This window comes from Peteryoungia algae (assembly GCF_030369675.1).
GTDB lineage: Bacteria > Pseudomonadota > Alphaproteobacteria > Rhizobiales > Rhizobiaceae > Allorhizobium > Allorhizobium algae.
Genome location: NZ_CP128477.1, coordinates 3342558 through 3367671, shown reverse-complemented (window position 1 = coordinate 3367671; position 25114 = coordinate 3342558). Strand labels below are relative to the sequence as shown.

Sequence of the window (25114 nt, the reverse complement as noted above, 5' to 3'; positions counted from 1 at the left end):
GAACTGCGCGGCGTAAGGTCTTTGCGCCGCTCAAAAGAGGGAAAACAATCGTTTCGATGACCGAGTCGGCGGAAGAACTAGACCAGCGTAAATTTGCGCAGCTATTGGCCGCCGTGGGCCGTGATCGTGACATCGAGGCCTTCGAGACGATCTTCAAGTATTACGGACCGAAAGTGCGCGCCTATATGGCAAAGCTTGCCCGCGACGGGCAGGCCGCCGAGGAACTGATGCAGGAGACGATGCTTACGGTCTGGAACAAGGCCGAGCAATTCGACCCGGCACGGGGCAATGTGTCGAGCTGGATCTTCACAATTGCCAGAAACCTCAGAATCGATGCGTTTCGTCGCGAGAAGCGGCCGACTTTCGATCCGACCGATCCGGCTTTCGTCCCGGATGACGTACCGCCTGCCGATATGGAATTCGAAACACGCCAGGAGGCCGATCGCCTCCGCCGCGCCATGGAAACCCTACCACCCGAACAGCTCGAACTCCTCAAAATGTCATTTTACAGAGAAGCATCTCACAGCACGATCGCCGCCGAACTCGGCCTGCCGATGGGAACCGTCAAATCGCGCATTCGCCTGGCCTTCGCCAAGCTGCGCGCAGCACTGGAGGAGCGGGCATGACGCTCCACGTCCAACATCACATCAGCGACGAACTTCTCCTGGATTATGCCACTGGCAACCTGACCGAAGGCTGGAGCATTGCGGTCGCCACGCATCTGGCGCTTTGCCCGACCTGCCGGAACCGGCTGTCCTTCATGGAGCACACCGGCGGGCAGTTGCTCGAGGCGGCCGATGAAAACGACACCCCGGCGATTTCGACCGACAGTTGGGCCGCGATGAAGGCGAAGCTTTCTTCCGAGGGCCCATCCAAGGCATCTGTGGCCAAGCCCGTTGCAGCGCCCGCGGACATTCCGGTTCTTCCCGAACCCTTGCGCTCCTATCTCGGCGGCGATGTCGAGGCGTTGAAGTGGAAATCGCTCGGACGTGGTGCCTATCATATCCTGATAAAGACCGGAGATCTGCAAAGCCAGGTCCGCCTTCTCAAGATCCCGGCCGGCAAGCCTGTGCCTGAGCATTCTCATGGCGGTCGGGAACTGACGCTGGTGCTGAAGGGTGCCTTCACCGACGGCGCGACCGTTTTCAAGCGGGGCGACATTGAGGAAGCCGACGAGACACTGACGCATCAGCCGGTTGCGACGCCGGACGAGGATTGCATCTGTCTCGCCGTGACCGATGCACCTTTGAAATTCAAGAGCCTTCTGGTGCGGCTGGTCCAGCCGGTTCTCGGAATTTAGTGAAAGGCAGAGCCGAGGTTCTGCCCGAGGGAGAAGCACAATGGCTTATGTTATTGCCTATATCTCGACGGCCGTGGTCTTCTTCGCGCTGGATTACCTGTGGCTCACGCGCATCGCGATCGGCTTCTATCGCGAGCATATCGGCACACTTTTGCTTTCACCGCCCAATTTTGCGGCTGCCGGCCTCTTCTACCTGTTCTACGTGATCGGACTTGTCTACTTCGCCGTCATGCCAGCGGTTACTGCCGGCAGTGTGCTGACGGCGCTCTTTAACGGTGCGCTGCTCGGCCTGCTTGCCTATGGCACCTATGACATGACCAATCTCGCCACGTTGAAGGGTTGGTCTCTGCAGGTGAGCCTCGTCGACATGGCCTGGGGCGCATTCCTGTCCGCGACGGCCTCGGCTGCGGGCTATTACGCCGTTTCGCGCTTTGCTCAGTAGGCGCTGGCAGGGCATCTTCGGGCGCCCTATGTTCTCGGCATGATCAAGCCGGACCTCCTCCTTCATCCGACACCCGGCGGGCTTTATTGCCCGCTCGGTGATTTTTATGTCGATCCGGTCCGTCCTGTCGACCGGGCCCTCATCACGCACGGTCATTCCGACCACGCCCGCTCCGGCCACACGCATGTTCTCGCCACGCAGCAAACCCTCGACATCATGGCAATCCGCTATGGCGAGGATTTCTGCGTCACATCCCAGAGCGCTGCCTTCGGCGAAACGGTTTCGGTCAATGGAGTTAAGGTGCGCTTTCATCCGGCGGGACATGTGCTGGGCTCGGCACAGATTGAGATCGAAGCACAGGGGACGCGGATCGTGGTTTCTGGCGACTACAAGCGGGGAGCGGATCCAACCTGTGCGAGCTTCGAGCCCGTGCCCTGCGATGTCTTCATCACCGAAGCGACGTTCGGACTGCCGGTTTTTCACCATCCGGAGCCAAGACAGGAGATCCAGAAGCTGCTGACCTCGCTGCAGCAGTTTCCAGAACGCAGCCATCTGATCGGGGCCTATGCACTGGGCAAGGCGCAGCGGGTCATCTCGCTCATCCGGCGCAGCGGCTACGAGAAGCCTATCTATATTCATGGTTCGATGGCGCGGCTGTGTGACTACTATTCGGAACAGGGGGTGGAACTGGGCGAGCTTCGACCGGCAACAACCGAGGACAAGACGTCAGGCAGCTTCAAGGGCGCCGTGGTGATCGGTCCGCCCTCGGCCTTCAACGACCGCTGGGCACGGCGTTTCGAGGATCCGCTTTCCATATTCGCGTCCGGCTGGATGATGGTGCGGCAAAGGGCAAAACAGCGCGGCGTGGAACTGCCATTGGTCATCTCCGACCACTGCGACTGGCCGGAACTGCTGGACACGATCCGCGAAGTCGGTCCGCAGGAGGTCTGGGTGACCCATGGCCGCGAGGAAGCGCTGGTGCGCTGGTGCGAACTGTCCGGGATCAAGGCACGCCCGCTGCATCTCGTCGGCTATGAAGACGAGGGGGACTGAGATGAAGGCTTTTGCGCGCCTCCTCGATCGCCTGCTCCTGACACCCAGCCGCAATGGCAAGCTGACGCTGCTGATCGATTATTTCCGTGTGACGCCCGACCCGGATCGCGGTTATGCGCTGGCCGCCCTGGCCGATGGTCTCGACATCAAAGGCGTGAAGCCTGCCCTGCTCAAGGAACTGGTGCTGGAGCGGATGGACCCGATCCTGTTCCAGTATTCCTATGACTATGTCGGGGATCTGGCCGAGACCATTTCGCTCGTCTGGGAACCCAAGGCGCCGGAGGCGGAGACCGGTACGGATCTTCAAAGCCTGTCTGGGATCATCGAACGGCTGCAGCGCCTCGGTCGCAACGAGACCCGCTCCGTGATGCGCGATCTCTTCGACCGACTCGACACTTCTGAGCGATTTGCGCTGATCAAGCTCGTTACAGGAGGCTTGCGGATCGGAGTATCGGCCCGGCTGGCCAAACAGGCGCTGGCGCTGTTCGGCGACAAGGATGTCGCCGACATCGAGGGTCTCTGGCATGGGTTGACGCCGCCGTATACAGAGCTCTTCGCATGGCTGGAGGACCGGGTCGAGAAACCCGTCCTGTCGACGCCAGCGATCTTCCATTCGGTGATGCTCTCCACGCCGATTGAAGACAGGGATCTGCCCAATCTCGATCCTGACGATTTTGCCGCCGAATGGAAGTGGGACGGCATTCGCGTGCAACTGTCCTGCTCCGGCGGACGTAGCCGGCTCTACTCGCGCTCAGGCGACGATATCTCGGGCGCCTTTCCCGACGTGATCGAGGCAGCAAGCTTCGAGGGCGTGATCGACGGGGAACTGCTCGTCGGCGGAACCTCGCGTACCAATGCGCCGACCCGGACCTTCTCCGACCTGCAGCAGCGGCTCAATCGCAAGACGGTGACGGCCAAGATGCTGGAGGACTATCCAGTCTTTATCCGCGCGTATGACATCTTGTTCGATGGGGAGGCGGACGTAAGGCCAGAGACCTTTCTCACACGTCGTGCGCGGTTGCATGCGCTCATCGAGCAGCAGGAACCGCGCCGCTTCGACCTCTCTCCCCTCGTGCCGTTTTCCACCTGGGAAGAGCTGGAACGCTTCCGGGCGGCACCTCCCGATCCTGTCATCGAAGGGGTGATGCTGAAGCGAATGGACAGCCGCTATCAGGCCGGGCGCGCCAAGGGTCCGTGGTTCAAGTGGAAGCGCGATCCGATGAATGCCGATGCCGTGCTGATGTATGCGCAGCGCGGGCACGGCAAACGCTCAAGTTACTATTCGGACTTCACCTTCGGGGTGTGGGCGGCGGTCCCCGGCGAGGGAGACGTTCTGGTACCCGTCGGCAAGGCCTATTTCGGCTTCACCGACGAAGAACTCGAAGTGCTCGACCGCTTCGTGCGCAATAATACGGTCGACCGCTTCGGCCCCGTGCGAGCGCTCCGAGCCGAGCCAGAGCACGGTTTTGTGGTGGAGGTGGCCTTTGAAGGGCTGGCACGCTCGAGCCGGCACAAGTCCGGCGTGGCGATGCGGTTTCCCCGCATCGCGCGGCTGAGGCAGGACAAGCTGCCCAAGGATGCCGACCGGTTGGAGACCCTGGTCGCGCTGATCGACAAATAGGCTAGCGGCTCGTCAGGCAACGCGAAACGCTGTCCTGCCAGCCTGCAATCGCTGCCTTCCGCTCACTCACATCCATGCCGGGCTCGAAGCGGTTATCGCGCTTCCAGGTCGCGGCAAAGCCCTTCTGGTCGGGCCAGAGACCGGCGCGGGAGCCGGCAAGCCAGGCGGCACCGAGGACCGTGGTTTCGAGCACCACGGGACGGTCGACGGGTGCTGCGAGAATGTCCGCCAGCCGTTGCATCGTCCAGTCGGACGCGACCATGCCACCATCGACGCGCAGCACCGTCTTCGATGCGCTGCCGCTCCAGTCCTTCTTCATGGCCTCCAGAAGGTCATAGGTCTGGTAAGCGACGCTCTCGAGCACGGCACGGGCGAATTCCGCAGGTCCTGTTCCACGCGTCAGTCCGAAGATCGCGCCACGGGCATCGGCATCCCAATGGGGCGCGCCGAGGCCGGTGAAGGCTGGAACTAGATAGACGCGTTGATTGGGATCGGCCTTGCTGGCAAGCGCATCGGTTTCCGAGGCGACCTTCACGAAACCCATCTGATCACGCAGCCACTGGACGGCCGCGCCAGCGATGAAGATCGAACCCTCGAGGGCGTAGGTCGTCTCTCCGTTCAGCCGATAGGCAATGGTGGTCAGCAGGCGGTTCGACGATGCGACGCGATCGCGGCCGGTGTTCAAGAGCGCGAAGCAACCCGTGCCATAGGTGGACTTCATCATGCCCGGCTCAAAGCAGGCATTGCCAATGACGGCAGCCTGCTGGTCGCCGGCGACGCCGAGGATCGGGATCTCGGCGCCAAGCACGGCCTTGTCGGTGATGCCAAAATCATCGGCGCAGTCCCTGACCTCCGGCAGCATGGAGCGCGGAATTTCAAGGATCGAAAGGAGTTCGTCGTCGAAACGATTTTCGCCGATATCGTAGATCAGCGTGCGCGAGGCATTGGTTGCGTCGGTCACGTGGACCTTGCCGCCGGTCAGCTTGTAGATGAGCCAGCTATCGACCGTACCAAAGCAGATCTCGCCGTTCTGCGCGCGGGTCTTCAGACCATCGACGTTCTTCAGGAGCCAGGACAGCTTGGTGCCGGAGAAATAGGGATCGAGCAGCAGGCCGGTCTTCTCGGTGAAAAGCGGCTCCAGCCCCTTGTGCTTGAGTTCATCGCAGAAGCGCGCGGTGCGACGATCCTGCCAGACGATGGCACGATGGGCAGGCTTGCCGCTCTCGCGGTCCCAAACAACGACGGTTTCGCGCTGGTTGGTGATCCCGATCGCGGTGACATCGCCGATCTTGATCCTGGCGGCTGCGAGCGCCTTTTCGATGGTCGCGAGCACACTCTGCCAGATCTCGTCCGCATCATGTTCGACCCAGCCGGAATCCGGGAAGTGCTGGGTGAACTCCTGCTGGGCAACGCCGACAATGTGCATCTCGTGATCGAAGATCATCGAGCGGGTCGAGGTTGTTCCTTGGTCGATGGCCAGAATGTAACCGCTCATCAGGCTGAAACTCCTTAAGTGAAGAAGCCGGGGCGTAATTTGCGCCCCGGCGATTGTCAATTCAGCGGTGATCGCCGATCGTTACTGCCAGCTCTTGACGAGCTCGTCGTAATTGACCGTCATCGGCTGTTCTTTCTCGTTCTCGATCTTCAGCTGCGGGGCGAGATTGCCCTTGGCCACGGCATCGGCGTTCCACTCTTCGAGGGTCTTTTCCTCGGCGAGCTTCGGACCGATATCGCCCTGGACGCCAGCGCGTTCGAGACGCTCCATCACCTTTTCCTGCTCGGCGCAGAGCGAGTCCATGGCTTCCTGAGCGGACTTGGCGCCGGAAGATGCATCACCAATTGCCTGCCACCAGAGCTGAGCCAGCTTCGGATAATCAGGAACGTTGGTGCCGGTCGGCGACCACTGCAGGCGAGCCGGCGAGCGGTAGAACTCGACCAGGCCACCGAGCTTCGGTGCGCGTTCGGTGAAGGACTGGTGGTCGAGAGTCGACTGGCGGATGAAGGTCAGGCCGACATGGCTCTTCTTCACGTCGACGGTCTTCGAGGTGACGAACTGTGCGTAGAGCCAGGCGGCCTTCGCACGGTCTTCCGGGGTGGACTTCATCAGCGTCCAGGAACCTGCGTCCTGATAGCCGAGCTTCATGCCGTCCTTCCAGTAGACGCCATGCGGGCTCGGAGCGAAACGCCACTTCGGCGTGCCGTCCTCGTTCACGACCGGCAGGCCTTCCTTGACGAAGTCAGCGGTGAAGGCGGTGTAGGTGAACATCTGCTGGGCGACTTCACCCTGCGACGGCACCGGACCGGATTCGGAGAAGGTCATGCCCTGAGCAGCCGGAGGGGCGTATTTCGTCATCCATTCGAGATATTTCTCGATGGCGTAGACGGAGGCAGGGCCGTTGGTGTCGCCACCGCGGGCGACGCAAGAGCCGACCGGACGCGAGTTTTCGTCGACCTTGATGCCCCATTCGTCAACCGGGTTGCCGTTCGGGATGCCCTTGTCGCCGTTGCCGGCCATGGAGAGCCAGGCATCGGTGAAGCGCCAGCCGAGCGACGGGTCCTTCTTGCCGTAGTCCATGTGGCCGAAGACCTTCTTACCGTCGATTTCGCGACCGGTGAAGAATTCAGCGATATCCTCGTAAGCCGACCAGTTGACCGGTACGCCGAGGTCGTAGCCGTACTTCGCCTTGAAGTCGGCCTTGTTCTTCTCGTCATTGAACCAGTCGTAACGGAAGAAATAGAGGTTGGCGAACTGCTGGGTCGGAAGCTGATAGAGCTTGCCGTCCGGCGCCGTCGTGAAGGACTTGCCGATGAAGTCGTCGATGTCGAGGGTCGGGCTAGTGACGTCCTTGCCCTCATTCGCCATCCAGTCGGTCAGGTTGCGCACCTGCTGGTAGCGCCAGTGGGTGCCGATCAGGTCGCTATCGTTGATGTAGGCGTCGTAGATGTTCTCGCCCGACTGCATCTGGGTCTGAAGTTTTTCGACGACGTCGCCTTCACCGATCAGATCGTGGGTGATCTTGATGCCGGTGATGGCGGTGAAGGCCGGAGCGAGGACCTTCGCTTCATATTCATGCGTGGTGATGGTCTCAGAGACGACCTTGATTTCCATCCCGGAAAACGGCTTCGCCGCATCGACGAACCACTGCATTTCGGCTTCCTGCGTGGCGCGGTCGATGGCCGACATTTCGCCGACCTCGGCGTCCAGGAACTTCTTCGCCGCTTCCATGTCGGCGAATGCGGCGCCCGTCATTGCCAGAAGCATGGCGGCCGTCGTCGTCAAAAGGTGTTTTCGCATAGCGTCCTCCCTAAGGTTGCGTTTGCATTCAGGTTTCAGTCTCGAGGATGGCGGCCTCCCGCCGCCATCCATCTTGTCTTGCCCTAGACGAAACGGAATACGCCGACGGCGTAGACCACGGACAGGGCGAGAGCCCACCACAGGTTCGGCCCAACGAGGCCGAGCCAAGCGAGATTGATGAAAGCCGACCCGAGCAGCGACACGAAGAGACGGTCACCGCGGGTGGTTTCGAAGCGCAGGATGCCGTTTCGCGGATTGCCGCCCGGGGACAGATACTCCCAGACCGCCATCGACAGGATCAGGCTGAAGATCACGACGAAGAATATGGCCGTCGGCGTCGTCCAGGCCATCCATGTAAAGTCCATCGGAACCTCCTCAGACGCGGCCCAGGGCAAAGCCCTTGGCGATGTAGTTGCGGACGAAATAGATCACGAGCGCTCCGGGTATGATCGTGAGCACGCCGGCTGCGGCCAGCACGCCCCAGTCCATTCCGGAGGCAGAAACCGTCCGCGTCATGATGGCGGCGATCGGCTTGGCATCCGTTGTCGTCAGGGTACGGGCAATCAGAAGCTCGACCCAGGAGAACATGAAGCAGAAGAAAGCGGCGACACCGATGCCGGATGCGATCAGCGGCATGAAGATCTTCACGAAGAACTTCGGGAAGGAATAGCCGTCGATATAGGCCGTCTCGTCGATCTCCTTCGGCACGCCCGACATGAAGCCTTCGAGGATCCAGACAGCCAGCGGCACGTTGAACAGGCAGTGCGCGATGGCAACGGCGATATGCGTGTCGATGAGGCCAAAGGCGGAGTACAGCTGGAAGAAGGGTAGTGCGAAAACGGCCGGCGGCGCCATGCGGTTGGTCAGCAGCCAGAAGAACAGATGCTTGTCACCCAGGAAGCGATAGCGCGAGAAGGCATAGGCTGCAGGCAGAGCGACAGAGACTGCGATCACGGTGTTCATGCACACATAGATGATCGAGTTGATGTAGCCCTTATACCACGAAGGATCGGTGAAGATCACCGCATAATTGGCAATTGTCGGGTTGACGGGCCAGAGCGAGAAGGCGCCCGTGATCTCCGCATTCGTCTTGAAGCTCATGTTGACGAGCCAATAGATCGGCAGCAGCAGAAAGATGATGTAGATCGTTGGAACCAGAAAGCCGAAGCCGGTGCGATTATCAGTGCTTTTCATCGGTATCTCCCTCAGCCCTTCGCGTCACTGTTGGTCATGACGGTGTAGAAAACCCAGGACAGCGCGAGGATGATCAGGAAGTAGATGATCGACATCGCCGCCGCCGGACCGAGGTCGAACTGGCCGACTGCCATCTTGACGAGGTCGATCGACAGGAAGGTGGTCGAATTGCCCGGGCCGCCGCCTGTCAGGACAAAGGGCTCGGTGTAGATCATGAAGCTGTCCATGAAGCGGAGCAGCACGGCGATCAAAAGCACGCGCTTCATCTTCGGCAGCTGAATGAAGCGGAACACGGACCAGCGCGATGCGCCATCGATCTTGGCGGCCTGGTAATAGGCATCCGGGATCGAGACGAGACCGGCATAGCAGAGCAGCACGACAAGGCTCGTCCAGTGCCAGACATCCATCACGATGATGGTGATCCAGGCGTGGATCGGGTTCTGCGTGTAATTGTAGTCGAAGCCCACGGCGTTCAGCGAATAGCCGAGCAGACCGATGTCAACGCGACCGAAGACCTGCCAGATCGTGCCCACGACGTTCCACGGAATGAGCAGTGGCAGCGCCATCAGGACGAGGCAAACAGGAACGCCCAATCCCGTCTTGGGCATGTTGAGCGCGATGAAGATGCCAAGCGGCACCTGGATCGCAAGAATGATCATGGAGAAGATCAGGTTTCGTCCGAGCGCATCCCAGAAGCGGTCCGACGAGAGGATGTCGGAAAACCAGTCGGTGCCGGCCCAGAAGAACTGGTTGTTGCCGAAGGTATCCTGGACAGAATAGTTCACTACGGTCATCAGCGGAATGACGGCCGAGAAGGCTACCAGCACCAGCACCGGAATGACCATGAACCAGGCCTTGTTGTTCCAGGTCTTCTCCATGGTTCAGCCCTCCATTCCAACGCGCCAGGAATCGGCGAAGATGCCGACCCCCTCGGGGACGAATGTCACTTTCGGATCTGCAGGAATTTCCGCATCCTCGGGGATGACGATCGACAGCGGATTGCCGGCAAACTGCGCCCGCACGATCTTCTGACGGCCGATATCCTCGACCTTGTCGACGGCCACGGGCATGCCTTCGCGTCCTAGACGCAGGAATTCGGGGCGGATGCCGAGCTCGATCTTGCTCTGGCCGGAGAGTTTCGGCGTTCCCGGCAGTTTCACCGTCTGGTCGCCGACGATGGCTGTCGTGCCACTGACCTTTGCCGGCATGACATTCATGCCCGGGGAGCCGATGAAATATCCGACAAAGGTATGGCTCGGGCGCTCGAAGAGTTCAGCCGGCGTGCCGATCTGGACGATCTGGCCGTCATACATGACAACGACCTTGTCGGCGAAGGTCAGGGCTTCCGTCTGGTCGTGGGTGACATAGACCATGGTAAAACCGGACCGGCGATGCAGGCGCTTGAGCTGCGAGCGCAGGACCCACTTCATATGCGGATCGATGACGGTGAGCGGTTCGTCGAAAAGGATCGCGTTGACGTCCGAGCGCACAAGGCCTCGGCCGAGCGAAATCTTCTGCTTCTGGTCGGCGGTCAGCCCCTGGGCCTGATTGCGGGCCATGGGCTGGAGGTCGATCATGTCGAGGATTTCATTGACCCGCTTGTTGACCTGATCTTCCGGTACATGACGATTGCGCAGCGGAAAGGCCAGGTTGTCGTAGACGCTCATCGTGTCGTAGACGACCGGGAACTGAAAGACCTGGGCGATGTTGCGGGCCTGGGTCGGCAAATTCGTCACATCGACGCCGTCGAATTCGATGCGGCCGTCAGATGGATGAATGAGGCCCGAGATGATGTTGAGCAAAGTCGTCTTGCCACAGCCGGAGGGGCCAAGCAGGGCATAGGCGCCGCCATCCTTCCATTCGTGATGGACTTCCTTCAAAGCGTAATCGCCCGATGCCCGCGCAGCGGGGGTGTAGGCGTGGCGGATATGGTCGAGATTGATGCGAGCCATGACGGTCCTCCTCACGCAGCCAGTTCGGCGGGGGCGCCGAGCGCCTTGCCGGCGGCGTCGAACGCCATCAGGTGACGGGTGTCGATGAAGACGTCGATCTCACGGTCGGGATCGATGTCGTGAATGCCGTGCGCGAGGCAGACCCAGCGGGCACTTCCGTATTCGACATGAATGAAGCTCTCGGAACCAGCGATTTCCGACACCAGCGTGCGCGCGCGCATGGCCATGGTATCCGGCAGGGCAGAAAGCGACAAATGGTGAGGATGGAAGCCTACGGTCACCGGGCCATCTGCAATCGATGCGAGATGGGCCGGCACACCGAGAACCGGCTGGCCGTTCAGTACGAAGCTTGCGCCCTGCTTGACGAGCGCGATGGTATTGAGCGGCGGGTCGGCGAATGTCCGCGCAGTCAGCAGGTCGGAGGGCTGGCGATAAACATCGATGGTCTGGCCGAACTGGGTGATGCGGCCTTCGGAGAGCGTCGCCGTGTTGCCGCCAAGCAGCAGGGCTTCGGACGGTTCCGTCGTCGCGTAGACAAAGATCGCACCCGATTCCGCAAAGATTTTCGGCAGTTCCTCGCGCAGTTCCTCGCGCAGCTTGTAGTCGAGATTGGCGAGCGGCTCATCGAGAAGAACGAGGGTTGCGTTCTTGACGATGGCACGAGCCAGCGCGGTGCGCTGCTGCTGGCCGCCGGAGAGGCTGAGCGGCGTCCGATCGAGATAGGGCGTCAGCCGGAGAAGATCGGCGGCCTTGCGGACCTCGCGGTCGATCGTGGCCGCATCCTTGCCTCCGACGCGCATCGGCGAGGCGATGTTTTCATAGACCGTCAGCGCCGGATAATTGATGAACTGCTGGTAGACCATCGCGACATTGCGCTTCTGGACCGGCATGCCTGTGACGTCCTTGCCGTCAAAATGCACGGTTCCGGATGTCGGCTTGTCGAGGCCTGCCATCAAACGCATCAGGGATGTCTTGCCCGATAGGGTCGGGCCGAGCAGGACGTTCAGCGTACCCCGCTGCAACGTCAGGTCCGTCGGGTGGATGTGGTATCCACCTCCCGCCAATTTCGAGACTTTACGCAGTTCCAACATATGTCCTCGGGCCTCCTCCAAACCGTCGGTCTATTTCAGTGGGATTGGGCGATCAGGCCGCCGCCAGCATCCCCAGATAGGCATCCAGCCCCTTCGCCTCCTCCGGCGTCAGGAACAGTCCCTGTTTCGTTCTGCGCCACAGCACGTCTTCGGCTGTGACCGCCCATTCCTTTTCGACCAGCCAGCGCACTTCCGCCTCGTAGAGCGAGCCTCCGAAGTGGCGGCCGAGATCGGCGATCGACGTCGCACTCCCCAGGATCGACTTCGAATCCGTGCCATAACAGCGGATCAGCCGCTCGGCATGGCCGCGCTCCAGGAAGGAATAGGTCTGCAGCAGGTCGGCGACCGTCGCTTCAAAAGACGTGGCAGGGAAATCACCCCCCGGCAGACGACTTCCGGCGGTCCAGGGCGCGCCCTTTTCCCCGATCGCTTCGCCGATCTTCTGCAGCGCGTGTTCGGCCAGACGCCGATAGGTGGTGAGCTTTCCGCCAAAGACATTCAGCAAGAGCGCGTCGCCCTCGGCGCCTTCGATCTTCAGCACATAATCACGCGTCGCTTCCTGCGCCTTTGACGCACCATCGTCATAGAGCGGACGGACGGCAGAATAGCTCCACACGATGTCCTCGGGCCGCACCGGCTCCTTGAAGTACTCGCTTGCAGCACCGCAGAGGTAGTTTACCTCCTCGGAGCTGATGCGAACATCCTTCGGATCCTCGGTGTAGTCGCGGTCGGTCGTGCCAATCAGGGTAAAATCGCCCTCGTATGGAATGGCGAAGATGATGCGATTGTCCGGATTTTGGAAAAAATAGGCGCGCGGGTCGGTAAACTTCTTGCGCACGACGATGTGACTGCCCTGGACAAGGCGGACATTGTGCACGTTGTTGCGACCGAAGGCGCCTGCCAAAACCTGATCCACCCAGGGGCCTGCGGCATTGACCAGCATACGCGCGCGGTGCGTTTCGACAGCGCCGTCGCGCTGCGACTTTGTCGTCACGACCCAGTGGCCGTCCTCCCGATGGGCTGACATGACGCGCGCGCGGCTCAGAATGTTTGCGCCACGGATCTGCGCGTCGCGGGCATTGAGGACGACCATGCGGGCGTCATCGACCCAGCCATCGGAATATTCGAACGCCTTGGAAAAGACCGGCTTCAATGGCTTGCCAGCGGGATCGTGGCGCAGGTCGAGCGTCTTCGTCGCCGGCAGGAGCTTGCGGCCGCCGAGGTTGTCGTAGAGGAAAAGGCCGAGGCGGATCAGCCAGGCGGGGCGGATGCCCCCCTTCTGGAAGGGCAGGACGAAGCGCAGCGGCCAGATGACATGCGGCGCCATGGCCCAGAGGACCTCACGCTCCATCAGGGCTTCGCGCACCAGGCGGAACTCGTAGTGTTCGAGATACCGCAGTCCGCCATGAATGAGCTTGGTGGCGCCAGACGAAGTGCCCGAGGCGAAATCGTTCATTTCAGCCAAGGCGACAGAATATCCACGGCCGGCCGCATCACGCGCGATCCCGCATCCATTGATCCCACCGCCGATCACAAACAGATCGTAGATTGGCTGCCCTGACATCACCCCTCCGCATGTTCGCACCTGCAGCATTTGCTGCCATTGCGAAAGTCTGAATATAATTTGCGAAATTTAAACGAATGTCAAACGAAACTTGCCTCCGGCTAAGCTTGACCATTCAGAGGTGCTGTTTCGACGAGGCGGACATCCTGCTCGGCGCAGATGGCCCTGATGCTGTCAGACGGACAGTGATCGGTGATAAACGTCTGGACTTGCGAGATATGGCCAATGCGAACGGGTGCCGTGCGTTCGAACTTCGAGGCGTCGGACACGAGGATGACGTGGCGCGCGTTTGCGATAATCGCCTGGGCCACTTTCACTTCACGAAAATCGAAATCGAGCAGCGCACCATCCTCATCGATGGCGGAAACCCCGATGACGGCGAAATCCACTTTGAACTGACGGATGAAATCCACGGCCGCCTCGCCGACGATGCCGCCGTCCGATCCGCGGACCACGCCGCCTGCGATGACGACCTCGATCGAAGGGAAGACACGCAAATGATTGGCAACATTTATGTTGTTTGTGATGACCATCAATTCCCTGTGGTCGACCAACGCGTCTCCGACAGCTTCAGTGGTGGTTCCGATGTTGATGAAGAGCGAAGAATTGTCAGGGATCAGATCAGCGGCGGCCCGGCCTATCGCCTGTTTCTCGGTTGCAGCCATTGACCGGCGCGCTTCGTATTTGACGTTCTCGTTTCCGCTGGGGAAAACGGCACCGCCATGGATACGGTTCAGGGCCCGCGCATCGCACAGGTCATTCAAATCCTTGCGGATTGTCTGGGGAGTGACGGCAAATCGCGCCGCAAGCTCATCCACCAGGACACGGCCGTGTTCCTTGGCCAGAGCCATGATCTCTGCCTGCCTCGCCGAAAACATCATGTCGCCCCCTCCCGTTTTCGTTTTTCTTCAGTCTAGGCAAATACGAAACAGGAGCAATAGCCACGGTCCGAAACTATCGACGGCGCAGAAGCAGAATGAAGGCGAGGCCGCCGGCAAGGCCGGTGATGACACCAATCGGCAGATCCTCCGGCGCCATGATGGTGCGCGAGACAATGTCTGCGAAGATGAGGATGACGGCGCCGGCAAGCGCTGAGAGGGGAATGACGCGGATGTTGTCGCTACCGGCCGTCAGGCGAACAAAGTGCGGAACGAGGAGACCGACGAAACCAATGGCGCCAGAGAAGGCGACCATGACGCCGGTCAACAGGGCTGTGACCACGAAGAGCTCCGCTCGGAACCGGGCAACGGGAACGCCGAGCGTGGCTGCCGTTTCATCCCCCATGGCCATTGCGTTGATCTCCCGCGCACGCACGACAAGGAAGGTCAGACAGCCGACAAGCACCATCGCCGGGTAGAGCAGATGTGGCCACTGGGCGAGGCCCAGACCGCCCAGCATCCAGAACACTACCGTATGCGCCGCTCTCGGATCCCCGAGGAAGATTGCGAGATTTCCCAAAGACGTCGCGACAAAGGCGATCGCCACCCCCGAGAGGACAAGGCGGTCGGCACCGGCACCGGTGAAACGGGTCACGGCGACCACGGCCAGCGTCGCCAGGAGAGAACCGGCAAAGGCAAACAGCGGCACTGTGACAAGGCCGAAGATCAATCCGGTATGCAGAAGCGCGATGATGGCTCCCAGGGCACCGCCGGAGGAAACGCCGAGCAGATGCGGATCGGCGAGCGGATTGCGGGTGACGGCCTGCAGCACGGCACCCACCGTGGCGAGACCGGCGCCGACGAGACCGGCAAGAATCACACGCGGAAAGCGCACATCCCAGACGATGCTTTCGCGCCCGGCCGACCAGGTCGGCTCGAAGGTCCCGGGCATCAGCTTGTTGACTAGGATCGACCAGACTGACTCGGCCGGTATGGAGGCTGACCCCAGTGATACGCCTGCTGTCAGGCACAGTGCGAGAAGGAAGAGCGCTAACCCCGCCCAGATGAACAATCGACCTTGCATCATGCTGCCTTGAAACGTGTTGCCCGAGGGGGACGCAGGGCGACCCCTTCGCAGGCATCACATGTTACGCGGATGGAAGGCGTCGGCGAGACGATCGATCGCCTGCACATTGCGCGGGCCGGGCGTCGCCTCGACATATTCCAGCACGACAAAACGATCATGCTTGACCGCATCGAGATTCTTGAAAGCCGGGGTTTCCTTCATGAAGGCGATCTTTTGTTCTGCGGTCACATCGCCGTAGTTGACGATGACGATGACCTCCGGGTTGCGTTCGATGACCGGCTCCCAGGACACTTCGGTCCAGCTCTTTTCGACATCGTCCATGATATTGACGCCACCGGCGGCCTCGATCATGGCAGTCGGAATTCCGAAGCGGCCGGGGGTGAAGGGCTTCTCCGTGCCGGAATCATAGACGAAGACCCGTACGGGTTTCTCGACGGCGCCGACCCGCGTGGTGATCTCATCGAGGCGCTTGCGATAGCCCGCTACCAATTCTTCCGCACGCGCCTCTACGCCGAAGATCTTGCCGAGGTTGAGCAGGTCCACGAACATGTCATCCATGGTCGGCTTGTTCTTTGCCATGATGTGGATGCAGGATTCGGTGAGTTCATAGACCTTGACGCCGAAGGGCTCCAGCGTTTCCGGGGTCACTTCGCCGCCCACCTTCATGCCGTAATTCCAGCCGGCGAAGTAGAAATCGGCGTCGGCGTTCAGCATCACTTCCATCGTCGGGTATTTTGGCGAAAGCTCCGGCAGCTCCTTCACCCCTTCGCGCAGTCCCTCGTCCAGTGTCTTCCAACCGGAAATGCCAGTGTAGCCGACCATGCGGTCCTGCAGTTTCAGGGCGAGCATCATCTCGGTCAGGTTGACGTCGTTGGAAATCGCGCGGGCAGGTGCGGCATCGAAGGTGACTTCCCGATCGCAGCTCTTGACCGTCACCGGATAGGCGAAAGCCGACGTGGCGGTGAAAACCGAGGCGAAAAATGTGGCGGACAGGAGGAGGCGGGTCGCCATATGGACAGGTCCTTTCGAAATCAGTTCAATTCAATTCAAGGGAAAAGGAAAAGCGGTGGGGACGGTGGCTATCGCCCGGCTGGCGGGCGGCGAATACACCAAATGTCCCGGACAGGGCCTGCTCGGTCAGCACGGCTTCCGGCGCGCCGAAGGCACTCATCCGCCCGCCTTGCATCAAGGCCACATGGCTTGCGAATTCGGCAGCCAGATTGATGTCGTGCAGGGTGGTGATGATGGTGAGGTTCAAGGCGCCGAGCAGGTCGAGAATTTCAAGCTGGTGGCGAATGTCGAGATGGTTGGTCGGTTCGTCGAGAATGAGGATCTCGGGCTTCTGGGCCAGCGCACGCGCCACGAGGACACGCTGCTTCTCGCCTCCGGACAGGGTCGAGAACTGCCGACCTGCCAGACGCAGGAGGTCGAGATGGTCAAGCGCATGCTCGGCTTCCGCCCGATCCTGGTCGCTCCAGCCTGCGAAGCCCTCGCGCCACGGAACCCGGCCCATCATCACCACATCTCTGACGGTAAAGGGGAAGTCCCCCGGCATTTCCTGAAGAACCACGGCAACGCGGCGCGCGAGCTGGCGCGCGGTCATCGACCAGATGTCCTGGCCGTCGACCTCGACCCGGCCTTCGAGCGGCGAGACGCCACGATAGAGGCAGCGAAGCAGCGTGGTCTTGCCCGCGCCATTCGGCCCGACAATGGCCATGCGATCACCCGCATCGAGAGCAAATGACACGCCTCGGACGAGGAAATGCGATGGCTTTGGCCCCCAGCCGAGATCAGCGACCCGGACGGAGCATCCCTTGGTGCTGCAGCTCATGGCTGAGCCTCCGCCAGAGAGCGGTGACTTGCCGTCGGGTCACAGGCACGGTGAAAAGTCTGCCGTGCCGGCCTAAGATCGGGAAGAGAATGCATGCCAGTCCTCCGCAGGATTTGTCCGGAGGCAAAATGGCATGAGTTCGGCGCGCCAACGGGCGCTGTGCAAAAGCCAGTTCGTATCCATCGGAACACCCCGTCCGCTTCGGTTTCATCACTTGACGGCAGGTCTCCTGGCTCGCGGACAAACGCTTTCCAATTGCCTTCCCACGGTGACCCGCAGTGGCTCGGCGTGTGAACGCCGCAAGAATGGACAGCAATCCGCTTACAGTTGCGGGGGCAGCCACGGTCTTGGTCCCTATTGGGTCTTCCGCACCGTGTTCCCTATTAATCCCCTCGGAGTCATCCGTTGAGGGAACCGTCATCTGCTTGCATAGGATCTGCAGACCCCGGCGGTCAAGCCTTGATCTTTTCGTTATGTAATATCATTACGACTAGCAAGCGCCACCGACCTTGTCCACCCAAAAATCAGGCGCGCAATCAACTCGCCGCTCTATCCTTGGCTTCCGTTGCGGGCACCGTGGCGGCGACCGCCGTTTCGTCAATCACGCGCGCGCCTCTCTGGCGTGTCGAATAACGCCAGATCCACTGGATGCTGACGAGCAGCCGCTTCTCGAAATTGACAAGCAAATACACGTGGACGAGGGCCCATAGCAGCCAGGCAAGCCGACCCTTGATCTGCCAGGATCCGAAGTCAAAAATGGCGGCATTCCGCCCGATGACCGCGGTGTTGCCCCGATTGCGGAAGTGAAACGTGGGAATGGGTTTGCCAAAGAGGAGGTTGGCTTTCAGCGCGCGACCGAGAAATATTCCCTGTTGCTTGGCTACCTGCGCAAGGGCCGGCAGCGGATTGCGGTCCTTTCCTACGGCAAGAGCCGTATCGCCCAATGCGTATATGCCGGCCGTGCCCGTGACCGACAGATCCGGCGCCACCGGCAGCCGGCCGCCAGCTCCCGGCTCAATGCCCAGCCATTCGGCCGCGGGAGACGCCTTCACGCCGGCTCCCCAGACAATGCAGCTTGCAGGCAGGAACGTGCCGCCAGCCTGAACCCCCTCTGCCGTGATATCTTCGACAGGCGTATTGAGGCGTATATCGACGCCGATTCCTGCAAGGTAATCGGATGCATATCGCGAGAGAGTTTCCGGGAAGGTTGACAGAATCCTCGGTCCCGCCTCGATGAGCAGCACCGTCAATTGATCGGGATGCAGCCTGCGGAAATCCTGGGCTATCATGAAACGACCCAGTTCAGAGATTGCGCCCGCCATTTCGACGCCTGTCGGTCCACCGCCGATGACCACGCTGGTCAAAAGATTGCGCTTTTCGGCCTCGTCCGTGCTTCGCTCCGCCTTCTCAAAAGCGAGAAGGAGCCTGTGGCGGATGTCTCGGGCTTCGTGAACGGATTTCAGACCCGGCGCATGCTGCTGCCAGTCCTGATGTCCGAAATAGTTGTAGGTGGAGCCTGTCGCGAGCACGAGGCGATCAAAGAGGATCGAGCCACCGTCTTTCAGAATGACCGTCCGTGCGGGTGCATCGACCGACACGACCTCGGCCATCACGACATGGATGTTCTCATACCGGCCCAGCGTGCGGCGAATGGGTTCTGAGATATCTGCCGGCGACAAGGCCGCTGTCGCGACCTGGTAGAGCAGCGGCTGGAAGAGGTTGTGGTTGCGACGATCGATCACCGTGACGTCGATTTCCGTATTGCCCAGCGCCTGGGCACAGGCCAGACCACCGAAGCCTGCGCCGACGATGACCACATGCGGCCTCTTCGTCGCGCTCTCCGTCTCGCTTTTCATCATCAGCTCTCCGTCACCGTTCCCAAGGCAAACAGAAGGCACCTGCAAATGTTCCTGCGGAACGGTTGGCAGGCCTGGCAGTTGGTCAAAGTTCAACATCCACAAACAGCCACAAGGAGACTAGCCATGAGCACGTACTCGCCAAAAGATGGAAAGCCGGGAACCACAGACCAATCTCCGCGATGGGAAGGACCAAAGGATAACAGGCCAAGCGGCTATATGCCGGCAAAGGACGATCCAGATGTCGACCGGGATGCGGTCGGCGAGAATCTTCAGGACCCGGAAAAGCGGGACCTCGGCGACTCGCTCAAAACCAAGGACCAGCAGTAATCCTGCTTTTCGAATCGCAAAAATTCGCGGAACAGATCCCGTCGGTGGAGCCGTGCTGGGCGGGATCAATCTGAAGAACCTGCTTTCCGCTGGTCTCTCCGCCATGCCTGTCAATTCCGACGGCGTGCCGTTCGACATGTCCCACATCTATGCCAGCGGCAACATCGCCGCCGACATGACGGCGAATGTTGCCGCCGAGTCGACCGGACGCGTGCTTGCGACGCGGCTTTACAACATGACCAATGATCCCGGGATGAAGGACATTCTGTCCTATGGTCGATGGATGGCAAGGGGCAATTCGTGTCGCAGCCCATGCAGCCGCTGGGTCAGAAGCCGGATCTGGGACCGGCAAAGCCGAACAGTGGCGCTCAGGCCGAACAAGTCTGACGCCGTAGAAGGGTCCTCGAAACGATTCTTTGTTCCATCACGGGAACAATGGGCCGAAGTGGCAGTTCCTAAGTTCATATGGGATTGTTCCCCTCCTCCCACCTCCCCCGGCCGCCCCTGAGGGCGCCCACCTGAACCCCGCTTCGGCGGGGTTCTTTTTGTCCTGAAACCAAAGGTGCCGCCGTCAACCAGATGTGGCAAGGGTAGCAAACGACCATGTCCTGCCCCTCGCTGCGCTCCGCTCAATCATTGGTCAGTGACTGAGCCCGCACCTTGTGGGTTCGGACCAAAGGATAGTGCGCGACCGCATAAGTCTTCAGACTGCCGGCCGGACCGTGATCGGCATAGGCGCCGAGCAACCTGATCGCCTCATCATGTGCCTTCATCTGGGCCGACATGTAAGCACTGTTGAACTGGCTCTCCTCGGCCTGTTCCAGTGCCATCAGGGTCTGCTTCTGCTCCATCGACAACTCCAGGACGATCGCCACCGAATCGGCCTCGGCCGCCGACTGCAACTGTTCTTGCGCCCGGCGATGATCATCCAGCATGGTTTGCGCGAACTCCGTCACCTGCGGGTCCTGGCTCCGCCGCAAGGCGAGTTCGGCCGAGCGGATTTCGAATTCGTTGGAAGCGGCGGCCTGCTGGACGAAGCCGGCGGGACCAAGCGCCTCCGTCTCGGCTGAGGGCTGCGGCGTCGGCAACTGCTGGATCGGCGCCGTCTGCTGGGCATTTGCCGTTGCCACGAATGTCAGTGCGGTCGCAGCAGCGAGCGTGATGAGGCGGACCATGTTCGATCTCCTTAAATTGAGGTTCAAAGGGGTCCAACACGTCAGCCCGCGAAGCGTTCCAGAGTGCCGGATGGGCGGACCGGATTTGACAGCCGCGGGCAAACTTGGCAGCACTGTCGCCAGACGGAGGAATGACTTCATGGCGAAACGCGGCGAGGGGCAAACGAGGCTCGATGATGCGGCACGCGCGGGCTGGCTCTATTATGTCGCCGGGCGAACCCAGGACGAGATCGCTGCATCCATGGGAATTTCACGGCAGAGCGCCCAGCGTCTCGTCTCGCTTTCCGTTGCGGAAAAGCTGATCAAGGTTCGGCTCGACCATCCGATCGCGGCGTGCCTGGAGCTTGCGGAGGCGCTGCAGAAGAAGTTCGACCTCAAGGAAGTCGAGATCGTTCCGTCGGATCCGGCTTCGGAATCCGCGACCGTCGGCGTTGCCGAGGCTGGCGCTGCGCAACTGGAGCGCTGGCTCAAGCAACCCGATCCGCTGGTGATCGCCATGGGGACGGGCCGCACGCTGCGCGCCATGGTCGACCAGCTGTCGCCAATGGAATGTCCGCAGCACAAGATTGTCTCGCTGACGGGCAACATCAGCCCGGACGGGTCAGCCGCCTACTTCAACGTCATCTTTTCGATGGCCGACGCGGTCAAGGCGCCGCATTTCCCAATGCCGCTGCCTGTCATCGTGTCCTCTCCTGCCGAGCGGGAACTGCTGCATAGCCAGCCTCTGGTTGCACCGACCATCGCGCTGGCCCAGCGCTCGGATGTCACTTTCGTTGGCATCGGCGAGATGAACATGAACGCACCACTCCTCCTCGATGGCTTTCTCAAGTCCGAGGAAATGGAGGATCTTCTTCAGGCCGGAGCGGTCGGGGAGATCTGCGGCTGGATATTCGGGGAAGACGGGACATTGCTGACGCATTCCGTCAACGAACGGGTCGCGAGCCTCGAGATTCCGTCACGGAAGACATCGACCGTTGTGGCTCTTGCAAGGGGCCGACGCAAGCATCCGGCGATCCTGGCAGCGGTTCGCGGCGGCCATATCAACGGGTTGATCACCGATGAAGAGGCGGCGCGCCATCTTTTGGCGTCCTAGGCTGATCTAAAATTTCAATTTGAGATCCAAGCGTTAACCAGTTCATGCGGCGCTGCAGCATGGAATCCGGTTGACATTTTTCGCCCAGTGAGTGAGTAATTGCCCATGAGCGAAGCGAATGCTCATTTTTCTTCTGGGAGGAAGACATGACATTGAAGACGATCCTGCTGGGCGCATGCTCGGCGCTGGCGCTTGCCGGCATGGCTTCGGCCGAAACCCTGACGATCGCTACCGTGAACAACGGTGACATGATCCGCATGCAGGGCCTCACCTCCGAATTTACCTCTGCCAATCCCGACATCGATGTCGAATGGGTCACGCTGGAAGAGAACGTTCTGCGCGAGCGCGTCACGACCGACGTTGCCACAAAGGGCGGCCAGTATGACATCATGACGATCGGCACCTATGAAGTTCCGATCTGGGCCAAGCAGGGCTGGCTCCTGCCCCTCGACAATCTCGGCGCAGACTATGACGTTAACGATCTTCTGCCGGCGATCCGTTCGGGTCTCACCGGTGACGACGGCAAGTTGTATGCCGCACCGTTCTACGGCGAGTCCTCGTTCATCATGTACCGCAAGGACCTGATGGAAAAGGCCGGCCTGACGATGCCCGACGCCCCGACCTGGGAGTTCGTGGCTGACGCTGCCCGGAAGATGACCGACCGCGCCAATGACATCAACGGCATCTGCCTGCGCGGCAAGGCCGGTTGGGGCGAGAACGTCGCCTTCCTCACCGCCACTGCCAATGCCTTCGGTGCACGCTGGTTCGATGAAAACTGGGCTCCCCAGTTCGACCAGCCTGAATGGAAGAACACGCTCGACTTCTACGTCAAGCTGATGAATGACGCCGGCCCGCAGGGCGCATCGTCCAACGGCTTCAACGAAAACCTGGCACTGTTCCAGCAGGGCAAGTGCGGCATGTGGATCGATGCCACGGTCGCTGCCTCCTTCGTCACCAACCCGACGGACTCGACAGTTGCCGACAAGGTCGGCTTCGCCCTGGCACCGGACACAGGTCTTGGCAAGCGTGGCAACTGGCTCTGGGCCTGGAACCTCGCCATCCCGGCCGGCTCGCAGAAGTCCGCTTCGGCCGAGAAGTTCATCTCCTGGGCAACCGGCAAGGCCTATGCCGAACTGGTCGCCTCCAAGGAAGGCTGGGCCAACGTTCCTCCGGGTACCCGTACGTCTCTCTATGAGAACGCCGAATACCAGAAGGCCGCTCCGTTCGCCAAGATGACGATCGACTCGATCAATGCTGCCGACCCGAAGAATCCTGCCGTCAAGCCGGTGCCTTATGTCGGTGTGCAGTTCGTCGCCATCCCGGAATTCCAGGGCCTTGGTACGACGGTCGGCCAGCTGTTCTCTGCGGCACTTGCAGGTCAGATGTCGGTTGACGATGCGCTGGCCCAGGCCCAGCAGGTCTCGGTTCGCGAAATGACCCGCGCCGGTTACATCAAGTAATATCCTCCCGAAGTTGCCGTCCGGACCGAGGTCCGGGCGGCATTCTTCGAGGAGCTGAAAAGCGGACCGGCGGTTCCGCCCCGGAGGGACCGTGTCCCGGATATATTCGCCACCTGGAACGACGAGCCTGAGCACCCGAGAAGGGTATGCCGGCCTCTAGGAAGAGAGCTAAACCCATGGCTACGCAAAATACCCGGACGCTCGCCCGTCTGATGATGGCGCCTTCCGTCGGCCTTCTCCTCATCTGGATGATCGTGCCGCTGTCGATGACACTCTGGTTCTCGTTCCAGAACTACAATCTGCTCAATCCGGCCAATGTCAGTTTTGCCGGTCTGTTCAACTATCGCTTCTTCTACACCGACCCCGCATTCTTGCAGTCGATCTGGAATACGCTCCTGCTCGTCGGGGGCGTCCTGACGATCACCGTGGGGGGCGGCATCGCGATTGCGCTGCTTCTGGACCAGCCGATCTTTGGCCAGGGTATCGTGCGGATCATGATCATCTCCCCGTTCTTTGTCATGCCGCCGGTGGCAGCCCTTGTGTGGAAGAACATGATCATGCATCCGGGCTATGGGGTGCTTGCCGATATGAACCGTTGGTTCGGTTTCCAGCCTGTCGACTGGTTCGCTCAATATCCCCTCTTTTCCATCATCATCATCGTTGCCTGGCAGTGGCTTCCCTTCGCCACGCTGATCCTCCTGACCGCCCTCCAGTCGCTGGACGGCGAGCAGAAGGAAGCGGCAGAAATGGATGGCGCTGGTTTCATCAACCAGTTCATATACCTCACGCTGCCGCATCTCGCCCGCGCGATCACGGTCGTCGTCCTGATCCAGACGATCTTCCTGCTCGGCGTCTATGCGGAAATCCTGGTCACAACCAATGGCGGCCCAGGCTATGCATCGACGAACCTCGTCTTCCTGATCTATCGCACGGCCCTTCTTGGATACGACGTTGGCGGCGCATCCGCCGGCGGCATCATCGCCATCATCCTCGCCAACATCGTCGCATTCTTCCTGATGCGCGCGGTCGGCAAGAACCTTGACCGCTGAGGAGAACGACCATGGCAAGAGCTATCACCACCCGCAAGAAGATCGCTTTCACCGCGCTGGCCTGGACCCTGGCCATGCTGATCTTCTTCCCGATCCTCTACACGATCATCACGTCGCTGAAGACGGAGACGGAAGCGATCCAGGGCTTCAACCTCATTCCATCCTTCACGCTCGAAAACTATGTGACGGTTCAGACTCAGCGTGACTACTTCAAGCCGTTCATGAATTCCGTCGTGATTTCCGTGGGCTCCACCATTCTTGCGCTCATCGTCGCGATCCCTGCCGCCTGGGCCATGGCGTTTTCGCCGACCAAGCGGACCAAGGACATCCTGATGTGGATGCTCTCGACCAAGATGATGCCTGCAGTCGCCGTACTCGTCCCGATCTACCTGATGTTTCGAGACTTCGGACTGCTCGATACGCGCATCGGCCTGACCATCATGCTGATGCTGATCAACCTGCCGATCGTCGTGTGGATGCTCTACACCTATTTCCGCGAAATCCCGGGCGAGATCCTCGAAGCCGCACGCATGGATGGAGCCTCGCTCGTCAGCGAGATTGTCTATGTGCTGACCCCGATGGCGGTGCCCGGCATCGCTTCGACCATGCTGCTCAACGTCATCCTGGCCTGGAATGAAGCCTTCTGGACGATCCGCCTCACCACCACGAACGCGGCGCCGCTCACGGCATTCATCGCATCTTTCTCCAGCCCGCAGGGTCTCTTCTGGGCAAAGCTTTCGGCAGCCTCGACGCTTGCCATCGCTCCCATCGTCATCCTCGGCTGGTTCAGCCAGAAACAACTCGTCCGCGGCCTCACCTTTGGCGCTGTGAAGTAAGGAACAA

Annotated in this window: 24 protein-coding genes, 1 pseudogene and 1 riboswitch; of the genes and pseudogenes, 11 read left to right on the top strand and 14 right to left on the bottom strand. The window is 60.6% G+C overall.

Annotated features, from left to right (window positions below; genetic code table 11):
• Nucleotides 1-56: 56 nt before the first annotated feature.
• From QTL56_RS15925 to QTL56_RS15905, 5 genes are read left to right on the top strand one after another with little or no spacing between them, the layout of a single operon-like run.
• The gene (locus QTL56_RS15925) at nt 57-626 is read left to right on the top strand and encodes a sigma-70 family RNA polymerase sigma factor (protein WP_229573922.1); all 570 of its coding nucleotides are present in this window, start codon (nt 57-59) and stop codon (nt 624-626) included.
• Nucleotides 623-1300 (top strand): ChrR family anti-sigma-E factor, encoded by a 678-nt coding sequence (locus tag QTL56_RS15920; RefSeq protein ID WP_245134053.1) that lies wholly within the window; start codon nt 623-625, stop codon nt 1298-1300. The genes QTL56_RS15925 and QTL56_RS15920 overlap by 4 nt, the downstream gene beginning before the upstream one ends.
• 40 nt (nt 1301-1340) lie before the next feature.
• Nucleotides 1341-1742 carry a DUF2177 family protein gene (locus tag QTL56_RS15915; protein ID WP_245134049.1) on the top strand — a complete coding sequence of 134 codons (402 nt, stop codon included), beginning with the start codon at nt 1341-1343 and terminating at the stop codon, nt 1740-1742.
• A gap of 42 nt (nt 1743-1784) precedes the next feature.
• Nucleotides 1785-2795, top strand: a complete 1011-nt coding sequence (locus QTL56_RS15910) for a ligase-associated DNA damage response exonuclease (RefSeq protein ID WP_245135451.1) — start codon at nt 1785-1787, stop codon at nt 2793-2795.
• A 1-nt stretch (nt 2796) separates the two neighbouring features.
• Complete coding sequence (locus QTL56_RS15905; RefSeq protein ID WP_245134047.1) at nt 2797-4416, top strand: cisplatin damage response ATP-dependent DNA ligase; 1620 nt, start codon at nt 2797-2799, stop codon at nt 4414-4416.
• Nucleotide 4417: 1 nt separating this feature from the next.
• Here QTL56_RS15905 and glpK read toward each other — a convergent pair whose 3' ends face one another.
• The 13 genes from glpK to QTL56_RS15840 all read right to left on the bottom strand — a co-directional run bounded on the left by glpK (nt 4418) and on the right by QTL56_RS15840 (nt 19164).
• Nucleotides 4418-5911, bottom strand: coding sequence for a glycerol kinase GlpK (gene glpK, locus QTL56_RS15900; RefSeq protein ID WP_245134045.1), 1494 nt, complete (start codon nt 5909-5911; stop codon nt 4418-4420).
• Between the two features lie 81 nt (nt 5912-5992).
• Nucleotides 5993-7711 carry an ABC transporter substrate-binding protein gene (locus QTL56_RS15895; protein ID WP_229573732.1) on the bottom strand — a complete coding sequence of 573 codons (1719 nt, stop codon included), beginning with the start codon at nt 7709-7711 and terminating at the stop codon, nt 5993-5995.
• 83 nt (nt 7712-7794) lie between these two features.
• A complete protein-coding gene (locus QTL56_RS15890; protein ID WP_245134043.1) occupies nt 7795-8076 on the bottom strand; it encodes a DUF2160 domain-containing protein in 282 nt (93 codons plus the stop codon).
• Between the two features lie 10 nt (nt 8077-8086).
• Nucleotides 8087-8905 (bottom strand): carbohydrate ABC transporter permease, encoded by an 819-nt coding sequence (locus QTL56_RS15885; protein ID WP_229573735.1) that lies wholly within the window; start codon nt 8903-8905, stop codon nt 8087-8089.
• Between the two features lie 11 nt (nt 8906-8916).
• Nucleotides 8917-9783, bottom strand: a complete 867-nt coding sequence (locus tag QTL56_RS15880; RefSeq protein WP_229573737.1) for a carbohydrate ABC transporter permease — start codon at nt 9781-9783, stop codon at nt 8917-8919.
• A gap of 3 nt (nt 9784-9786) precedes the next feature.
• Nucleotides 9787-10857, bottom strand: coding sequence for an ABC transporter ATP-binding protein (locus QTL56_RS15875; protein ID WP_245134042.1), 1071 nt, complete (start codon nt 10855-10857; stop codon nt 9787-9789).
• 11 nt (nt 10858-10868) lie between these two features.
• A complete protein-coding gene (locus QTL56_RS15870) occupies nt 10869-11948 on the bottom strand; it encodes an ABC transporter ATP-binding protein (protein WP_229573741.1) in 1080 nt (359 codons plus the stop codon).
• 52 nt (nt 11949-12000) lie between these two features.
• The gene (gene glpD / locus QTL56_RS15865; protein WP_245134039.1) at nt 12001-13512 is read right to left on the bottom strand and encodes a glycerol-3-phosphate dehydrogenase; all 1512 of its coding nucleotides are present in this window, start codon (nt 13510-13512) and stop codon (nt 12001-12003) included.
• Nucleotides 13513-13613: 101 nt separating this feature from the next.
• A complete protein-coding gene (locus QTL56_RS15860) occupies nt 13614-14393 on the bottom strand; it encodes a DeoR/GlpR family DNA-binding transcription regulator (protein WP_245134037.1) in 780 nt (259 codons plus the stop codon).
• Nucleotides 14394-14466: 73 nt separating this feature from the next.
• The gene (locus tag QTL56_RS15855; protein ID WP_245134035.1) at nt 14467-15477 is read right to left on the bottom strand and encodes a FecCD family ABC transporter permease; all 1011 of its coding nucleotides are present in this window, start codon (nt 15475-15477) and stop codon (nt 14467-14469) included.
• Nucleotides 15478-15531: 54 nt separating this feature from the next.
• Complete coding sequence (locus tag QTL56_RS15850) at nt 15532-16488, bottom strand: ABC transporter substrate-binding protein (protein ID WP_245134033.1); 957 nt, start codon at nt 16486-16488, stop codon at nt 15532-15534.
• A 25-nt stretch (nt 16489-16513) separates the two neighbouring features.
• Nucleotides 16514-17308, bottom strand: a complete 795-nt coding sequence (locus tag QTL56_RS15845; protein WP_229573751.1) for an ABC transporter ATP-binding protein — start codon at nt 17306-17308, stop codon at nt 16514-16516.
• Nucleotides 17309-17510: 202 nt separating this feature from the next.
• Nucleotides 17511-17742, bottom strand: a riboswitch (cobalamin riboswitch).
• A 102-nt stretch (nt 17743-17844) separates the two neighbouring features.
• Entirely contained in the window at nt 17845-19164 is a 1320-nt protein-coding gene (locus tag QTL56_RS15840; RefSeq protein WP_245134031.1) for an NAD(P)/FAD-dependent oxidoreductase, read from the bottom strand.
• A gap of 126 nt (nt 19165-19290) precedes the next feature.
• Between QTL56_RS15840 and QTL56_RS15835 the strand changes: the two genes are divergently transcribed.
• Nucleotides 19291-19494 (top strand): hypothetical protein, encoded by a 204-nt coding sequence (locus QTL56_RS15835; RefSeq protein ID WP_245135450.1) that lies wholly within the window; start codon nt 19291-19293, stop codon nt 19492-19494.
• Between the two features lie 34 nt (nt 19495-19528).
• Nucleotides 19529-19881 (top strand): annotated as a pseudogene (locus QTL56_RS15830) (manganese catalase family protein); the annotation flags it as partial.
• A gap of 242 nt (nt 19882-20123) precedes the next feature.
• Here QTL56_RS15830 and QTL56_RS15825 read toward each other — a convergent pair.
• On the bottom strand, nt 20124-20669 hold the full coding sequence (locus QTL56_RS15825) for a DUF4142 domain-containing protein (RefSeq protein ID WP_245134028.1): 546 nt from the start codon (nt 20667-20669) through the stop codon (nt 20124-20126).
• A 139-nt stretch (nt 20670-20808) separates the two neighbouring features.
• Between QTL56_RS15825 and QTL56_RS15820 the strand changes: the two genes are divergently transcribed.
• From QTL56_RS15820 to QTL56_RS15805, 4 genes are all read left to right on the top strand, one after another.
• A complete protein-coding gene (locus QTL56_RS15820) occupies nt 20809-21762 on the top strand; it encodes a sugar-binding transcriptional regulator (protein WP_245134027.1) in 954 nt (317 codons plus the stop codon).
• A gap of 146 nt (nt 21763-21908) precedes the next feature.
• Nucleotides 21909-23222, top strand: coding sequence for an ABC transporter substrate-binding protein (locus tag QTL56_RS15815; RefSeq protein ID WP_245134024.1), 1314 nt, complete (start codon nt 21909-21911; stop codon nt 23220-23222).
• 176 nt (nt 23223-23398) lie between these two features.
• Complete coding sequence (locus tag QTL56_RS15810) at nt 23399-24271, top strand: carbohydrate ABC transporter permease (RefSeq protein ID WP_229573763.1); 873 nt, start codon at nt 23399-23401, stop codon at nt 24269-24271.
• An 11-nt stretch (nt 24272-24282) separates the two neighbouring features.
• Nucleotides 24283-25107 (top strand): carbohydrate ABC transporter permease, encoded by an 825-nt coding sequence (locus tag QTL56_RS15805; protein ID WP_229573765.1) that lies wholly within the window; start codon nt 24283-24285, stop codon nt 25105-25107.
• Nucleotides 25108-25114: the final 7 nt, after the last annotated feature.